This is a genomic window from Paenibacillus sp. J22P143 (assembly GCF_059692035.1).
This window is the reverse complement of sequence record NZ_JCAUAQ010000025.1, coordinates 71,930-88,230: the sequence shown is the minus strand read 5'-3', so window position 1 is coordinate 88,230 and position 16,301 is coordinate 71,930. Positions and strand designations below refer to the sequence as shown.

The 16,301-nt window shown below is 47.9% G+C and carries 14 protein-coding genes; 10 read left to right on the top strand and 4 right to left on the bottom strand.

Going from position 1 to position 16,301, the window contains the following annotated elements:
* The first annotated feature begins 412 nt into the window (after window positions 1-412).
* Window positions 413-3,472, top strand: coding sequence for a response regulator (locus AC58PQ_RS24310; RefSeq protein ID WP_497246189.1), 3,060 nt, complete (start codon window positions 413-415; stop codon window positions 3,470-3,472).
* A gap of 99 nt (window positions 3,473-3,571) precedes the next feature.
* On the opposite strand, the gene AC58PQ_RS24305 is transcribed toward AC58PQ_RS24310, so the two are convergent.
* On the bottom strand, window positions 3,572-4,429 hold the full coding sequence (locus AC58PQ_RS24305) for an AraC family transcriptional regulator (protein ID WP_497246187.1): 858 nt from the start codon (window positions 4,427-4,429) through the stop codon (window positions 3,572-3,574).
* A gap of 200 nt (window positions 4,430-4,629) precedes the next feature.
* Here AC58PQ_RS24305 and AC58PQ_RS24300 point away from each other — a divergent pair, with 200 nt between their 5' ends.
* The 5 genes from AC58PQ_RS24300 (at window position 4,630) to AC58PQ_RS24280 (ending at window position 10,082) form a co-directional block, all read left to right on the top strand.
* Window positions 4,630-5,811 (top strand): galactokinase, encoded by a 1,182-nt coding sequence (locus tag AC58PQ_RS24300; RefSeq protein WP_497246185.1) that lies wholly within the window; start codon window positions 4,630-4,632, stop codon window positions 5,809-5,811.
* 1 nt (window position 5,812) lies between these two features.
* A complete protein-coding gene (gene galE, locus AC58PQ_RS24295) occupies window positions 5,813-6,811 on the top strand; it encodes a UDP-glucose 4-epimerase GalE (protein ID WP_497246183.1) in 999 nt (332 codons plus the stop codon).
* A 272-nt stretch (window positions 6,812-7,083) separates the two neighbouring features.
* Window positions 7,084-8,658 carry a UDP-glucose--hexose-1-phosphate uridylyltransferase gene (locus AC58PQ_RS24290; protein WP_497246181.1) on the top strand — a complete coding sequence of 525 codons (1,575 nt, stop codon included), beginning with the start codon at window positions 7,084-7,086 and terminating at the stop codon, window positions 8,656-8,658.
* 619 nt (window positions 8,659-9,277) lie between these two features.
* On the top strand, window positions 9,278-9,721 hold the full coding sequence (locus AC58PQ_RS24285; RefSeq protein WP_497246179.1) for a hypothetical protein: 444 nt from the start codon (window positions 9,278-9,280) through the stop codon (window positions 9,719-9,721).
* 82 nt (window positions 9,722-9,803) lie between these two features.
* A complete protein-coding gene (locus AC58PQ_RS24280) occupies window positions 9,804-10,082 on the top strand; it encodes a hypothetical protein (RefSeq protein WP_497246177.1) in 279 nt (92 codons plus the stop codon).
* Between the two features lie 324 nt (window positions 10,083-10,406).
* On the opposite strand, the gene AC58PQ_RS24275 is transcribed toward AC58PQ_RS24280, so the two are convergent.
* Both AC58PQ_RS24275 and AC58PQ_RS24270 read right to left on the bottom strand, forming a co-directional pair.
* On the bottom strand, window positions 10,407-10,595 hold the full coding sequence (locus AC58PQ_RS24275) for a hypothetical protein (RefSeq protein WP_497246175.1): 189 nt from the start codon (window positions 10,593-10,595) through the stop codon (window positions 10,407-10,409).
* Window positions 10,596-10,860: 265 nt separating this feature from the next.
* Window positions 10,861-12,444: a histidine kinase N-terminal 7TM domain-containing diguanylate cyclase gene (locus AC58PQ_RS24270; protein ID WP_497246173.1), complete on the bottom strand. Its 1,584-nt coding sequence runs from the start codon at window positions 12,442-12,444 to the stop codon at window positions 10,861-10,863.
* A 158-nt stretch (window positions 12,445-12,602) separates the two neighbouring features.
* Here AC58PQ_RS24270 and AC58PQ_RS24265 point away from each other — a divergent pair, with 158 nt between their 5' ends.
* From AC58PQ_RS24265 to AC58PQ_RS24255, 3 genes are read left to right on the top strand one after another with little or no spacing between them, the layout of a single operon-like run.
* Window positions 12,603-13,460: a carbon-nitrogen hydrolase family protein gene (locus tag AC58PQ_RS24265; RefSeq protein ID WP_497246171.1), complete on the top strand. Its 858-nt coding sequence runs from the start codon at window positions 12,603-12,605 to the stop codon at window positions 13,458-13,460.
* Window positions 13,461-13,464: 4 nt separating this feature from the next.
* On the top strand, window positions 13,465-14,133 hold the full coding sequence (locus AC58PQ_RS24260; protein WP_497246169.1) for a GNAT family N-acetyltransferase: 669 nt from the start codon (window positions 13,465-13,467) through the stop codon (window positions 14,131-14,133).
* 21 nt (window positions 14,134-14,154) lie between these two features.
* On the top strand, window positions 14,155-14,826 hold the full coding sequence (locus AC58PQ_RS24255) for a GNAT family N-acetyltransferase (RefSeq protein ID WP_497246167.1): 672 nt from the start codon (window positions 14,155-14,157) through the stop codon (window positions 14,824-14,826).
* A 67-nt stretch (window positions 14,827-14,893) separates the two neighbouring features.
* On the opposite strand, the gene AC58PQ_RS24250 is transcribed toward AC58PQ_RS24255, so the two are convergent.
* A complete protein-coding gene (locus tag AC58PQ_RS24250; RefSeq protein WP_497246165.1) occupies window positions 14,894-15,343 on the bottom strand; it encodes an SRPBCC domain-containing protein in 450 nt (149 codons plus the stop codon).
* Window positions 15,344-15,436: 93 nt separating this feature from the next.
* Between AC58PQ_RS24250 and AC58PQ_RS24245 the strand changes: the two genes are divergently transcribed.
* The gene (locus AC58PQ_RS24245) at window positions 15,437-16,258 is read left to right on the top strand and encodes a DUF6597 domain-containing transcriptional factor (RefSeq protein ID WP_497246163.1); all 822 of its coding nucleotides are present in this window, start codon (window positions 15,437-15,439) and stop codon (window positions 16,256-16,258) included.
* The last annotated feature ends 43 nt before the right edge of the window (window positions 16,259-16,301 follow it).

Below are 16,301 nucleotides of genomic sequence, written 5' to 3'. Positions count from 1 at the left end.
GAGAATGTTCTTGATTCTCCCTTTTTTCAAACCACCGACTGGACAGCTTGTCCGTCAGGGTTAGGACAACTTACGCCGTCAATTGGCGGACAGTATGGTTTAGCAGTAACAGAATTACATGCATATGAATACAGAACTTGTTAAAAATTTAGAGGCAAAGATGTTGATTTATAAAGCATGGCGTATTGTGGCACCAAGTAGCAGGGAAGTATTATCAGCCGGATGCACCCGCACAACCTAACCGAATCGGCCGTCCCTCTGGGATATTTAGGTGGTGGGGCGTCGTGTAATTCGAAGTAGTTTCGCGAATAAAAAATAGGTAATTAGGAGGCCAATCAGGAAATTCATGTCGGCCTTTGTACCTAGAAAGGCAGGTGATATGCTATAATGGGGAAAGAAAGGTGGAATATTTGTGAAAGCGCTTACTAAATTGAAGTCGATTTGGACTTTCATTATCGTCATTGCGTTATTGGTCGCAGTGATTGGAACGAACTTCTATCAGATGTTTGCTCTCAAGGGAACAATTGATCAAGTGAAAACGAATTGGATGCCGAGTATTTCCAATATAGTAGAGCTGCAAGAGATTATTACACAAGAAAGAGTTCTCTTGCACAAGATGCTCCTTGAAACCGACAAAGATCGTCTCTTAATAGTGATAACCTCTTATCAGAATTCCCGGAGACAGTTCGATGAGAAATATAAGAACTATGAGTCTTTCATCAACTCGGAGGAAGAAAGAGCCATTTACAATACTGTTTGGCAAAAAACCGGTGACTATTTGCAGAAGGGTCAGCTTATCATCAATGCTGTTCAATCTGGCGACTATGCCATGGGGAAGAACTTGCTGGATAGGCTTACACCCAATAGAGAGCAAGCAGATGCAAGTTTGCAGATGTGGATGGATTACAATTTGACGGGTACCCAAATGTATGTAGATAGAACGTCAAATCATCGTGAGCTCGCACTCTGGATAGGTAGTATTTTCACCATTATGGCGATTGTGATCGGCGTTGGTCTTACGCTGCAAACACGAGCTGTGCGGAGGAAGGGCGAACGGAAGCTGCTGAAGGAGAAAGAGAAAGCCCAAAGCTACCTGAATCTCATCGATGTCATGATTGTTGTCTTGGACAGGGATTGCAAGATTGAGATGTTGAATCGGAAAGGCTGCACGGTGCTGGGTTACGAGGAACCGGATGTGTTAGGTAAGAATTGGTTTAAAATTTGCGGGCCCGAGTCCCACGTTGAGGTGCGAAAACAGCACTACCAAGGGTTTATGGATGGCAATGCTTTGCCGGAGTACTTTGAATCGCTCATTTTAGATAAATCAGGTGAAGAACGCCTTTACGAGTGGAGTAATAGCTTGATACGGACAGAAACTGGCGAAGTGGGCGGCATTATCTTTGCAGGTGTAGATATCACAGAACGTAAGCAGGCCGAGGAGACGCTGAATCAGTATAAAGATCATTTGGAAATACTGGTTGAGGAGCGCACATCCGAACTGGAGAGCAAGAATCTGCTTCTCGCTGATGCGAAGGAATCCGCCGAGTCGGCCAGTCGCGCGAAGAGCGAGTTTCTTGCGAATATGAGCCATGAAATCCGAACTCCGATGAATGCAATCCTCGGTTTGAATTATTTGCTCCAGCAAACGGATTTAACGGATCGGCAGAAGGATTACGTTGGGAAGACCGTACTTTCCGCCAAAAGCTTGCTGACGATCATTAGCGATATTCTCGATTTCTCGAAGATCGAGGCTAAGAAGATCGTGCTGGAACGCATCGATTTCGATTTGTATGAAATCATGAGCAATATTTCGAATATTATTGGGTTTTCTTTGTATGAGAAAGGATTGAAGCTGCATTTCTCTATCCACCATGAAGTTCCACAGGTGCTGAATGGTGACCCTTTCCGGTTGAATCAAATTTTACTCAATTTAGTGAACAACGCTTTGAAATTTACAGATGAAGGTGAAATCGCCATTTCGGTAAACGTCACCTCTAGTGATGATAGAGGGGTTTCGCTTCGATTTGAAGTCAAGGATACTGGAATCGGCATGACACCCGCGCAGCAAGAACTGTTGTTCCGCGGCTTCACACAAGCCGATATGTCAACGACCCGCAAGTATGGAGGAACAGGACTTGGACTAGTCATTAGCAAAAGTATCGTGGAATTGATGCATGGAAATATTCATGTAGAGAGCGAGTTAGGAAAAGGAAGCTCCTTTATCTTTCATGTGAAATTCGAAGTGGGCACTGAACATGTGTTTAGCGCACCCGTTGCTTCCTATTTGAAATTCCTTCGTGTCCTTCTCGTTTGCGATGACCAGGAAATGCGCCTCGTACTGCAGAGTCAGCTGGAACAGTTTCAGTTTATTGTTAACGCCGTGGATTCTACCCAAGACGCACTGAAACAAATGAATTCCAATGGCCGTTATGATCTGGTTATGATCGATTGGAAGCTTCAGGATGAGAAAGCCTACTCCTTAGCTGAGAAAATAAAGCAGGAATATGCTACACCTGTGCAAGTCATTGTGCTCATCAGCTCGTATCATGAATCGGAGCTTCAGTTGAAGTCTCAGTCGACATCGGTGAAAAAAGTACTCTATTATCCAATGAGTCAGTCTCAGTTGTACAACCAAATTACAAACTTGTTTCAGGAACAGCTTCAGATGAAGATAGCAACGCCAAAAGGCGAAAATGAAGCCCAAAAACTGCAGCTGCTTCGCAACACAGAGGTTTTATTGGTGGAGGATAATGAAATCAATCAGCAGGTGGCACAAGCTATTCTTCAGGAGATGGATATTCGCGTTGACGTAGCGGAGAATGGCATTGAGGCGCTGAAACGAACGGCAACTAAGCGATACGATGCGATATTAATGGATTTGCAGATGCCGCTCATGGACGGTTTTGAGGCAACGAGGAATATAAGGGATTTTGATAAAGAGACACCGATTATTGCCATGACTGCTGACGCTATGCAGGGAGTAAAGGAGCAGGTACTGGCAGCCGGAATGGATGCGTATATTTCAAAGCCATTTGAACCGATTCAGTTATTCAGTGTCTTGCAGAGAACGATCCAGAGCTCGCGAGGGAAGGGCTACGCCGAAGTCGCAGCAGCGAAGGAAATAGAAGCATTGCCTGCACTGAACGTGGAAGAAACACTAGGACGTCTGGGACAAAATGTGAACCTCTATGATCGTATCTTACAAAAGTTTATTTCGAATCACGCGAACGCTATAGACGAGATCCGTGAGGCGATAACGAGCGAAGACTTCCCCGAAGCGCTGATGCTCGCTCATACGTTGAAAGGTGTTGCGTCCAACATCGGAGCAGCGCCGCTTGGCCAAACGGCAGATAACCTTCAAACTGCGATTCATCAGGGGTCCAGCGAGCTATTTGCGGAGTTATTGGACTCTGCGGAGAACAAGTTAACATTGGTTAACCAAGCAATCAAGGCGTATTTGATGCCAAAATAAAAGGAGAGCCAGATCAGCATGAAGATTATGCTGGTCTGGCTCTTACTATGTTGGCATCAGGAATGGCTTGACGCTATCAGTGAACGACAAGTGCAAGGATCACAGCGATTTGATCTGATTCCGATACTCGCTCGGAGAGACGCCGTACCAACGCCGGAATTGCTTAGAGAAATAAAGCGGATCATAAAAGCCAACGGAAGCGGCAATCTGCTCAATGGTGAGCTCCAACCGTTCCCGCAGCAGCAAACGTGCTTTATCCACTCGCAGCTTAAGCAGGAACGTAACCGGCGTCACCTTGGTGTGCTGCTTGAATATACGCGATAAATAAGCACGATTATAGCCGAAGCTTTCGGCCATCATTTCGATGGTAATCGGCTCCGCATATTGCGTGGACAAGTAATGGATCGCCTGCTGCACGATACGGTCGCTTTCGGCCTCGGTCACTAGCCCTGTTACTGCGGGGGCTGGCAGGGCTTCGCAGTATTCACCCAGCAGCAAGCTTAGGTATCCAGTCGCTTTCAGCTGCGCGTTTGCTTTTTTGGACTTGAGCGCTTGTTGGATCTGACGAAAAAGCACAGGCATATGCCGATTGCGTGCCATATGGATGATGGGGCTTCCAGGAGTTAAGCCCGCCTCATCGACGAGCTTCCCTGCCTGCGCGCCGGTAAATGCGATCCAGCAATAATGCCATGGATCGGTCTCATCCGAGACGTAGCTGATGAGCTGCTCAGGTTCAATGACGAAGCTGTCTCCAGCACCAATCGCATACTCTTCTCCATGTGAGGAGAATACGCCGCGACCCGATATGACATAATGGATTAAGTAGTAGTCGTAGACTTTCGGCCCAAGGCGATGCTCAGGCTTGGTCTGGCTTTCCCCTGCAAATAAAACCGTGAATTCGCTCACCCCAGCAGGAAGGGGGTTCGATACGACATAATAACTGTAGGGCTTATCCATACCGATTATTCATCTCCGATCGAAAAGCTGTTCGTTCCTTCCACTGTATCATAGAACTCACATAAAACGGAAACGTAAAATCACATTTTTCCATGTGGAAATAACATGCCTCCATAGCCAACGAGTTGCAGATCTCTTATACTGAAACTATAAACTTACTCCTAACGAACCTACTAAAACCACTAAAGGCGGTGCCACACATGGCAGATTTGCAAGCACTAAAAGACACGTTTATTGAGATTTATGGAGAAACGGCAGCGAAGATTTCAGCATTTCACGCTCCTGGTCGAGTGAATTTGATCGGCGAGCATACGGATTATAACGGCGGTTATGTATTCCCGGCAGCTTTGACGTTCGGAACGACCTTGATTATTCGTCCAAGACAAGATCGTGTGATCGGCTTCGCATCTACCAATATGGCACTGCGTAAACAAATTTCCATAGATGACTTGTCCTACCAAGAAGAGGACGATTGGATCAATTATCCGAAAGGGATCTTTGTTCATTTGGCCAAAGAAGGGTTCCCAGTTACGCAAGGATACGATCTCTTGTTCCACGGCGAAATCCCGAATGGTGCAGGTCTTTCCTCCTCAGCTTCTATAGAGGTTGTCACAGCATTTAGCTTGCTAACGCTAGAGAAATATCCAATCGACACGGTCAAAATCGCGCTTCTCGCTCAAAAAACAGAGAACCAATTCGTTGGCGTCAATTGCGGCATCATGGACCAATTTGCCGTAGCGAATGGCAAGAAGGACAACGCGATCCTGTTGATGTGCGATACGCTGGAGTATCGTCATGTTCCTTTTCAAAGCGGCAGCTACAAGCTTGTGATCGGCAACACGAACAAACGCAGAGGTCTCGTCGACTCGGCTTACAATGAGAGAAGAAGCCAATGTGAGCAGGCGGTTACCTACTTGCAAAAGCAATTCCCAGACATCACGCTGCTTGGTCAACTGAACCTTGCGCAGTTTAACGAATATAAGCATCTGATCCCAGACGAAACGGTTCGCCGCAGAGCGGAGCATGTTGTGGAAGAGATTGATCGCGTTTTGAAATCCATCGAAGTGTTGGAGAAGAATGACCTCGAATCTTTCGGTAAGCTGATGATCGGTTCCCACGATTCCCTTCGTGACCTGTATGAAGTTACTGGTTTGGAGCTGGATACGATGGTTGCAGCAGCGTTGAAAGTACCAGGTGTGCTTGGGGCGCGGATGACGGGTGCAGGCTTCGGCGGTTGTACGGTTTCCTTGGTGCATGAAGACAGCGTTCAAACATTCATCGACCAAGTGGGCGCAGAGTATACGGAAATTACAGGGCTTACACCAAGCTTCTATGTGTGTGATATTGGCAACGGTGTAGAGCAACTTGAGGAGGCGTTGTAAAATGGCAATTCTAGTCACTGGTGGAGCAGGTTACATCGGATCTCATGCGGTAGCAGAACTGCTGGCCAAAGGCGAGGAAGTCGTCATCGTCGATAACCTGCAACAGGGTCACAAGGATGCGGTGCTTGGCGGTAAATTGTACGTTGGCGATCTGCGCGACGGGGAGTTTATGGATACGGTTTTTGCTGAAAATAACATCGATGCGATCATTCATTTTGCAGCGAATTCGCTTGTTGGTGAGAGCATGACCAATCCGGCAAAATACTACCATAATAACGTGTACGGAACGCTTTGCTTACTTGAAAAAATGACGCAATACGGCGTGAAACGCATCGTATTCTCCTCGACGGCTGCTACGTATGGCGAGCCTGAGAACATCCCGATCCTTGAAAGCGATCGTACCCTGCCTACGAATACGTATGGCGAGACGAAGCTGGCGATGGAGAAAATGATGAAGTGGTTCGATACCGCTCATGGTATCAAATATGTGTCATTGCGATATTTCAATGCAGCTGGCGCACATGCTGGCGGTAAAATCGGTGAAGACCACAGCCCGGAAACGCATTTGATTCCGATTATTTTGCAGGTAGCGCTGGGTCAAAGAGCGCACATCTCGATTTTCGGCGAAGACTATGCGACAGAAGACGGTACATGTGTACGTGACTATATTCACGTTAGCGATCTAGCGAGCGCACATGTGCTTGCAGTAGAGAAGCTGCGCGGCGGTGCGGACAGCAACATTTATAACCTGGGCAATGGCACAGGTTTCTCGGTGAAGCAAGTGATCGATATCGCGCGCAAAGTCACAGGCCATGCGATCCCTGCGGTGGTTGAGCCTCGTAGAGCGGGCGACCCGGCAACGCTGATCGCTTCTTCGGAGCGTGCAAGAGCGGAGCTTGGCTGGAAGCCAGCGCTGGATTCCTTGGAAGCGATCATCGAGAGCGCGTGGAACTGGCATCAGAAGAACCCGAAGGGGTATGCGGCGGAAGTGAGCGTTTAATTTTAGAAGTAGGGCCCTCGATAGGGTCCGAAGTAGAGGCTACACCATTAAGCATGCAAAAGTGCAGCTTTTTTCCGAGATTGACTTGTCTAAGCAGGAAATTGATGCAAAAGTGCAATTGTTTGGCCAAAAATGACGAGATTTCCGTGGATGAGGCACAAATTGATGCACTTTTGCAGGTATTCTTTCTAAACGTGGCAAGTAACAAGCAAAAAGATGCATATTTGCAGGCTTTCGGTTGAGGTTCTCTCATCAGAAAGGGAAGTGGCACTATGGAACGTACATTACAAACGCCGCAGTACGCAGCGTTAACGATAGAAAGACTTTTGCAATTCGCCACCCAGAATGGGTTGATCGAACAGCTGGATGTCTATACCTCGCGCAATGCGTTGCTGGATTTATTCGGTCTGGCGGAGCCTTTCCAGGGGGAAGTGCCTGCGGAGAAATTGAGCAGTCCGGTTGGCTTGCTGGAAGAGCTGCTGGATGCAGCTTGGGAAGCGGGACTACTGGAAGAGAATACGACGACATACCGCGATTTGTTAGATGCACGCATTATGGGGCTTATGATGCCTCGACCTTCCGAGGTCGTGAGTCAATTCTGGAAACTGGCGAAAACACAGAATGTGGAAGCGGCGACGGCTTACTTTTACAAGCAATCGATTGATTCCAACTATATTCGCATGGATCGCATTGCCAAGAACGCCTACTGGCTCGCTGAAACGGCCTACGGTGATTTGGAAATCACGATCAACCTCTCCAAGCCGGAGAAGGATCCGAAGGAAATTGCGCTGCTCAAAACGCTGCCACAAAGCAGCTACCCCCTATGTCTACTTTGCGTAGACAATCTGGGCTATGCAGGCCGTGTGAATCACCCGGCTAGACAGAATCTGCGCGTCATCCCGCTGGAGCTGGACAACGAGAAATGGTACCTGCAGTATTCACCTTACGTGTATTACAACGAGCACAGCATCATCTTCCATGAGAAGCATATTCCGATGAAAACAACGGCAAATACGTTCTACCGTTTGCTTGATTTCATCGAGCAATTCCCGCACTACTTCATCGGGTCGAATGCGGACCTGCCGATCGTCGGGGGTTCCATTCTGAACCACGACCATTTCCAAGGCGGGCGCCACAAATTCCCGATGGAAAAAGCTCCTAGTGAGAGAGCATTCTCACATGCGGATTTTGCAGGCGTGAAGGCCGGGATTGTGAAGTGGCCGATGTCGGTGCTGCGCCTAAGCGGGCACAATAAGCAGCAGCTGTACAAGCTGGCGAGCAAGCTGCTCGACGACTGGCGTGCTTACAGTGATGCGGAAGCGGAAGTCCTCGCGTTCAGCGAGAAGGACGGACAGCGGATCCCGCATAACACGATCACGCCGATCGCCCGCAACAATGCGCGCGGCGAGTACGAGCTTGACCTGGTGCTGCGAAACAACCGCACCAGCGCCGAGCATCCGGATGGGATTTTCCATCCGCATCAGCACTTGCACCACATCAAGAAGGAGAACATCGGCTTGATTGAGGTCATGGGGCTGGCAGTACTGCCAGGCCGCCTGCAAGAGGAGCTGGCGGACATCGCCAAGCTGCTCACTGGCGAAGCCAAGATCAGCCGCGAGCTGAGCGACGAGAGCAATCCGCTGCATAAGCATGCGGATTGGATCGCGGCGCTGCTCGCGAAGCATGGCGCGGCGCTGTCGGAGGGCGCGGCGAATGCCTTGCTGCAGACCGAGGTCGGCAGCAAGTTCATGGACGTCCTCGCGGATGCGGGCGTCTTCAAGCGTGACGAAGCCGGGCAAACGGCGTTCGGACGGTTTTTGGCTGCGGTGGGCTTCGCGCAGCAGTAGATGTTGGATCCCTGGTCGGGTTGATGACCAGGGATTTTTTTTGACATAGTAGAAAGAAGTATAAGTGTATTAACATTTTCATCGATTAGATGCCCATATGTACGCTGAAGGGCTGTCAAAACCTTCGACTTCACCTTTCCATTGTTTATCGGATAACACAAAGGAAACCAACTTTGCAGTGACCCCTTCAATCTTACGTCATACCCCTTCACATTTACCTCGCCTTATTTGAATTTATTGCTTTAATCATGATTGATTTAGGGCCGAAAATTCAAATAAGTGGCCTGCTTCTTAGCTATTTTTGTTAAACTATTGGCGGCACCAGACATAGTAGTCTGGTGCCTCTGCGTATGCTGCTGAAACTACAAAAAGTAATTTAAATGTAGAAAGTTCACAAAAACAAAAGGTTTCCTCACCAACTATCATTTTTGAAGATCCCGCTCTAGAAACAAGATTAAGTGAAAGTTATATCAAGCAACTAAAAAAGGATTACCCCAATGCTAAACAAATAACCATTCAAATAATGGACGCTTCCGCTTCCGCTCCAGCTCCAGCTACACCTACACCCAGTGTACCTTATTTACCATACGCTGCTAATTCTCTAACTAATCCTGGAGAAGTGTCGCCTCAAGCTTGGTATGACTTTGGTGAAACGTATCAAGTACGTACGAAGCAACTGATTTCAAATGACGTTTATCGTGATCCTTACATTCTTTATGAGTCTGTTGCTAAAGGACAAACTAAACTTACAACTACATCTATGGAACGCACTGTAACAACCAGCATCACTGGTTCTGTTTCAGGTGGGAGAAAGGATGTGTGGAATGCCTCATTAACTGGTAATTATACTGGTTCAGTAAAATCAACAGTAACTAATACAACAACTTTAGTCGGTCCTCCGGAATTAAGTTCATCAAACAGCCGTGCTTTTTATATGCAAGCATCCTATGCAGCTTGGACTGTTGGCATTGATACTTTTGGTTATCCGAGCGGTGACTTTATATCGGGGCAACTCGTATCCGGTTACGCCCCTGTTTGGCTTTACTTCTCAGTTGATAATTAAATCTCATTGATTTCTTCATAAAAGGTGACTCTCAATCGAAAATGGATTATGCTGAGAAAAAAACCTTTAATTGGAGGATAAGATGAGAAAAGAATTTCTTTACACTGTTTTATCGTTAAGTTTACTTCTGAATTTTGGACTTACTATTTATAATTTATTAAAACAGCCGACAATAGCTCCATCCCAGCAGCTCCAAAACATTCGTGGTGATATTTCACTAAACCAGGGCGGCGTATCTACTGCATCAACGCCAAATGGCGACCTATGGTTATTTATTTCAAATCAAAATAAAATTTATTACATTTCTAAACCAGATTCCACGGGGAAAATTAATATCTCCACGGATGTTTTACCTCGCTAAAAAGAACGGAGCCACTCAATCTAGTGGCTCCGTTCTTTTTTAGCGAGGTAATGGTGGTGATAATGAGCTTTCCCGCAACCTAATCATGAAGATTGAGCGGCCATAACACGTTTGAAAATCAATGAAACAATTAAAACGGCAATTGCCACTGTTATCAGTTGAGTAATGGCAATATAATCCCTCATTTCATAAGCCCTTCAATTCTTGGCGAACTTACACGTTTATCTATGACTGATTATTCCGTATTAATTAATGCTATCGTTAACCAGTCCATCACTAGGTTACTATGACAGACTGGTTTTTCATTCACCACAAATTTCTAACTTAAGCTACTCCACGCTGAGCTTTTCTTACTAGATAGAAGTAAGACAGCATCGCTGCGCCACTCGTCAATAAAATAATTACGCCCAGCGGGACAGCAGTGTCTTCACCCGCTTTGCCAACTAGCGGAGAGACGACCGCTCCGAGCAAGAACGAAATGACACCAAGTAGCGCTGCAGCACTGCCCGCCATATGTCCCTGAATCTCCATGGCAAGCGGGAATGCTGCCGTTGATGCAATACCCAGGGCGGCTACGAAGAAAAACAGCGGAATCGACAGTTAATTAAGTGTAGTCGTCAAGCCTAGTAAATGTTGATCAGCATCTTAAAAGTTAGTACCAATTCAGCTAGGCAAGTTCACTTTGACGGACGGCGAGTGTCGGTCCGAATAGCAAAGGGAGTTCCCTTAGAGGGGAACTCCCTTTCTAATTATGGGTAACAGCCACCGTTGGCGATCACTAACCGCCACTACCCATCACAACATGCTCGTCAAACACACGCACCTGATTTCGACCTGCCCGTTTGGCCTGATACAAGGCCGTGTCCGCATGCTTCAGAAGCATCTCCAAGGTATCCCCACGGCTATTGGCCTCAGATAATCCGAAGCTCGCTGTAACGGCAATCGAGCCGTAGATTCCGCTCATTGGCTCCGCTGCGAGCTGTGCTCGAATCCGTTCCGCTACTAGGGCTGCGTCGTCTAGCGAGCAGGAAGGCAAGGCGATGACAAACTCCTCGCCGCCATACCTTGCAATAAGCACACCAGGCACGTCTGCCTCGAGCCTTCTAGCAATCGCCACCACATGCTGAATCGCGAGATCGCCAACATCGTGACCATAGGTATCGTTGATATGTTTGAAATGATCAATATCGAATAGCAGGATGCTTGTAGACGCGTTGCTATTCTGAGCTTCTACCAATACAGCCTTACTACGACGGATAAACTCCGTACGGTTTAACAGCTTCGTCAAGCCATCATAGTAGGCAAGTTGTTTTAATTGATCTTGGAGCAGCTTTTGCTCGGAGACGTCGATCAGCATGAGCAGGCTCCCGATCGTCTCCTCACTGCGTCCCCGTACAACGGAGGAACGGGTCTGATAAAAGAACTCCTTGCCGTCGTCCGCACGCCAAACAAATTCTTCTTGGGCACCATCTTGGGATCGCACCACTGGAAATGGCGTACCCGACAACCGAATCCACGCTTCATCGAGTGTTAATCCGAGCATTTCTGTTGTTAAGCCCGGAAACATATAACTGATTGCGCCATTGAAGTCGACAAGCCGATCTGCGTAATCCAGCACGACAGCGCCTTCGCGCATACTTTCAAAAATACGATCCTTCGCAATCGGAATGACCGTCAGCATCTTTGTGGACACAATCGCCCAGATGTACATGGCAGAAGTCGCACAAAGAATCATCGGCACAGGATCAATGCCAAACGGTGTTAGGCCCATCAAATAAATAAATGCTCCCGTCATCGGCATGAACTGCCCCATGATTAAGGTCACCAGCTGCAAACGGTAAGCTTTCTTAGTTTGATGCCATCTGCGCAAGAGCAGCACGACCGCTGCCAGCATGCATCCGAACGTATAAGCCCCGTGGACGATGTAATATTGTCCGATGACGATATCCGTAGTAGGGAAAGGTGCATTTTCGCGGAAATAGATTTCTTTATAAAACAAATGATGATAATCGTTGGTCACCACCATGAAGAAGGTAATGGCTGGAATAAGGAAGAGCACCCCTATTCTTCTGCGAGTCAAGTTCATGCCAACATATTGCATGACAATCAGTAAGCCAATGGCAGGCGCAGCCGCGATGCCAATATACTCGAAGATCGTCCAGACTTTTACCTCAACTAACGTATCGCTTGCCATTTCAAAAGCGTGAGCAAAAATATAAATAGCTTGAGCAGCCGTATAGATGACGAATGTATAGGCACCAGGTATTTCTTTGCGCTTGATAAAGGCATACATGCATAGGAAGGCTGTAAAAACGCCCGAGGTTGCGACTATTGAAATGAACATGGTTAGTGTAGGATGCATGAGTAGCACTCCATTATTGTAGGATTATTGGATAAATTGTCGATTTAATGGTATCACATCCCCGTGTGCTGTCATAGGGAAAGTTGGGTTGCGAGAATGGAAAGGAGTTACAAAATTTAGTAAACTAAAAGGTAGAGGCAAGGGAGGAGAGGTACACAATGAAAATGCGGGTATCAGCCGTGCAGTATCATTTGCATACGATTAGCAGCTTTGAAGAGTTTGCCGCACAGGTGGAGCATTATGTGAAGGTGGCGCAGGAATTTGAGGCGGATTTCGTGCTATTTCCGGAGTTGTTTACCACACAACTGATGTCCATTGGCGACGCAAACGGCAAAGCATTACCGATAGAGGCACTACCTACTTTTACAGAGGCTTATCGCAATTTATTTCAAGGATTGGCTCAGCGAACGGGCATGCATGTGATTGGCGGCACGCACATTACGGCAGAGGGTGACAAGCTGTACAATACGGCATTTTTGTTCTACCCAGATGGACGAGTTGGCGAGCAAAAAAAACTGCATATTACCCCGACCGAAGTGAAGGAATGGGGCATGGGTGCGGGGGATTCGCTGCAGGTTTTTGATACGGATAAAGGCAGAATTGCCATTCTGGTTTGCTACGATGTCGAATTCCCGGAAATTGTACGGATGGCTAGAGCGCGTGGCGCAGATGTGCTGTTTGCTCCTTCTTGCACGGATGATCGGCACGGCTTCCATCGGGTACGCTACACCTGTCACGCTCGGACGATTGAGAATCAAATCTACGTAGTGACGACGGGGACTGTTGGTGCATTGCCGACCGTTGATTTCATGAGAGCGAATTTCGGACAAGCCGCTGTCATTACGCCAAATGATGTGCCATTTCCGCCGAAAGGCATCCTTGTCGAGGGTGAGATTAACGGCGATATGGTCGTGACCGCCGACCTTGATCTGTCGCTGCTGACACTCGTTCGGGAGCGAGGCTCCGTCACCACCTGGCGAGACCGCCGAACCGATTTATACACGGACTGGTCATGAGACAATGAGAAAACATCTCTATGTGTTTGATGGGGATACACCTGTGGAGGCGGTCATTCGCACGTATAGCTTGGCGGATTTCGATGCGCTAATTTGCGTTCAGCAGATGAGCTTTCCGCCCCCTTTCCCAGCTGAGCTCTGGTGGACGAAGGAGCAGCTCACGGAGCATGTGACCCGGTTTCCTGAGGGGGCGCTGTGTGTGGAGGTAGGTGGCCAGGTTGTGGGCTCGATCACGGGACTGCGCGTTAATAGTGAGCAGATGGCGGGGGCAGTCGATCATAGCTGGTCGGCAATGACGGATGATGGGTATATCCGCACGCATCTTCCAGATGGTGACACGCTGTATATTGTGGATGTGTGTATCATGCCAGCTTACCGTAAGTTTGGTCTCGGCAAATGGCTCATGCAATCCATGTATGAGGTTGTGGTGCAGCTGGGGTTGGCTCGGTTACTCGGAGGTGGACGCATGCCAGGTTACCATAAGGTGGCGGAGAAGATGAGTGTCGATGACTATGCGGCGGCTGTGATGGCGGGGACGCTGAAGGACCCGGTGGTTACTTTTTTACTGCGATGCGGCCGGACGCCGGTGCGCGTGGTTGCGAATTATTTGGAGGATGAGGAATCGCTGAATCATGCGCTGTTGATGGAGTGGCGTAACCCTTTTAAACAATAGAAATAGGAGTGATTTGACCTTATGGAGTTCATACGCATAACGAGTATTGAGGATCCACTGTTTCGATCGATGCATGATCTGATGAAAGAGGTATTTCCGCCGGAGGAAGTACTCGACTATCCATTATGGAAGGAGCCATTAGAAGATCCGGGTATTCGGGTGTTTGTTGCGGTTCATGAAGGCAAGGTGGTCGGCACGACGGAGTATCGCTATTATGAGGATGACCAAGTGGCCATGACGGACTTTACGATTATTGGGCAGGCGGGGCTTGGGATTGGACGCTTTCTTGCGCGAAAAAGGTGGCAGGATCTGGAGCGATTAGCGGCAGAATCAGGTAAGCAGATAGCAGGCATGTTCGCAGAAATTTACGATCCGTATCGGATCGAAGGGTATGCTTTTGGCGGTGTAAAGCCGATGGACCCTTACGTTCGACGTGAGGTGTTATCGCATCTTGGCTATAAGCGGATCGACTTTACGTATGTGCATCCATCCTGGGAAAACAACGGGGAAGCGGTGGAGGGGCTGGACTTTTGCTTCTTGCCGACCGATGAAGACGCGACGGAAATTAGTGCCGCATTGGTTGCGAAGTTCTTACGACGGTATTATGCCGTGCTCGCGAATAAGCCGCATGCTTGGGAAGCGATGGTTGCTGGCTTGGAAGGGAAAGAGACGTTAGCGCTTCTACCGTTGTAACGGGGTTAGCAAAAAGGAGTCCGTTATGGACTCCTGCTTTTTCTGCATTTTTAACTTTGCCAAAAATCTACCAACCAAAATCTAGCGTTTTACCTGTCTCCGCTAACGTCTTGATGTTGCTCAGAATCATCCACCAGCTAGCCTTTGTCGACTCAAAACTCGGGTGGTCTGGCGTCCAGTTATCGTTCACGAGCGTTAATTTCGTACAATTGCCAACAGTGTCTAGGGTTAGTGTCATACGCGATTCAAACTCAGCATGGTTATCCCGGTATGAAGGACCTGCATGCTCGGTACAGCTAAGTAATTTCTCAGGCTCATAGGCCAAAATCTTGCCATACACATGGACCGTTTCCTCGCCATCATTACCAGGACCTACATAGGCATAATCGGATCCTATTTCAAAAGTGGACTGGAGCACGCTGCCGAACAAAATTTGACGTGTCCCCTCTGGTGTGATGAGAATATCCCAAACTTGCTTCGTGCTTGCACCAATATAAAATTCATACTTCAGCTCCATAACCGCTCGCACTCCTTCGCTTCTGTGATCCTACCTATCATAATCGATCTAGTATTCCCATGTATTGTAAAAACGCGACAAGGAGTGTTTGACATGTCTACGAATGCGAATACGAATTCCCCGATGCCTAGCTTGGGTATCATCAATTTCCAGCAGGGCGGTCACAAATTTCAGCTTTGTCGCTATGCTCCAGCTGAGGATATAGCTTTTTTCGTTCGTCATTATTGGGTCGTCAAGTGGGACTTGGCCGGGAAAGAACCCTATACACAGCATGTTATTCCTAATCCCTGCGTGAATCTCGTTGTAGAGCCAGGAAAAACGGCGATTTACGGTCCTGGCAAAGAGAAGTACGGACATCACCTAGAGGGACAAGGGAGTGTGTTCGGCGTGAAATTTAAGCCAGGCGGCTTTTACCCTTTTGTGCAAGAAACCGTGTCTAGCATGTTGAACAATCCGCTGAATATTGAGGATGTCTTCGGCACCGACCCGCGTACCTTGGAAGCTCAAGTGTTTAGTCATAGTGATGATGGGCTGAACATTAGTCTGGTTGAAAGCATGATTCGCTCCAAGCTGCCAGCACAGGATGAACAGGTCACACTAGTTAACCAGATTGTAGATTATGTGTATGGACAGCCTGAGATCACCAAGGTTGACGCTATTTGTGAGCATTTTCAAATGAACATTCGCACGCTGCAGCGACTTTTCGATCAGTATGTCGGTGTTAGCCCGAAGTGGGTGATCAAAATCGCACGCATCCAAAGCGCAGCAGAGACCACCGATAGCAATGATACGCATAATTGGGCCAAGCTGTCGATGGATCTCGGCTATCATGATCAGTCGCATTTCATTAAAGATTTCAAATCGTTACTTGGTCAGACGCCGGAGGAGTACGCTTTAGGGAAGCGCGCGAAGTGAAGGGGCTGATGGCCTAGCAGCTACAACGCCATGACCAATTGAG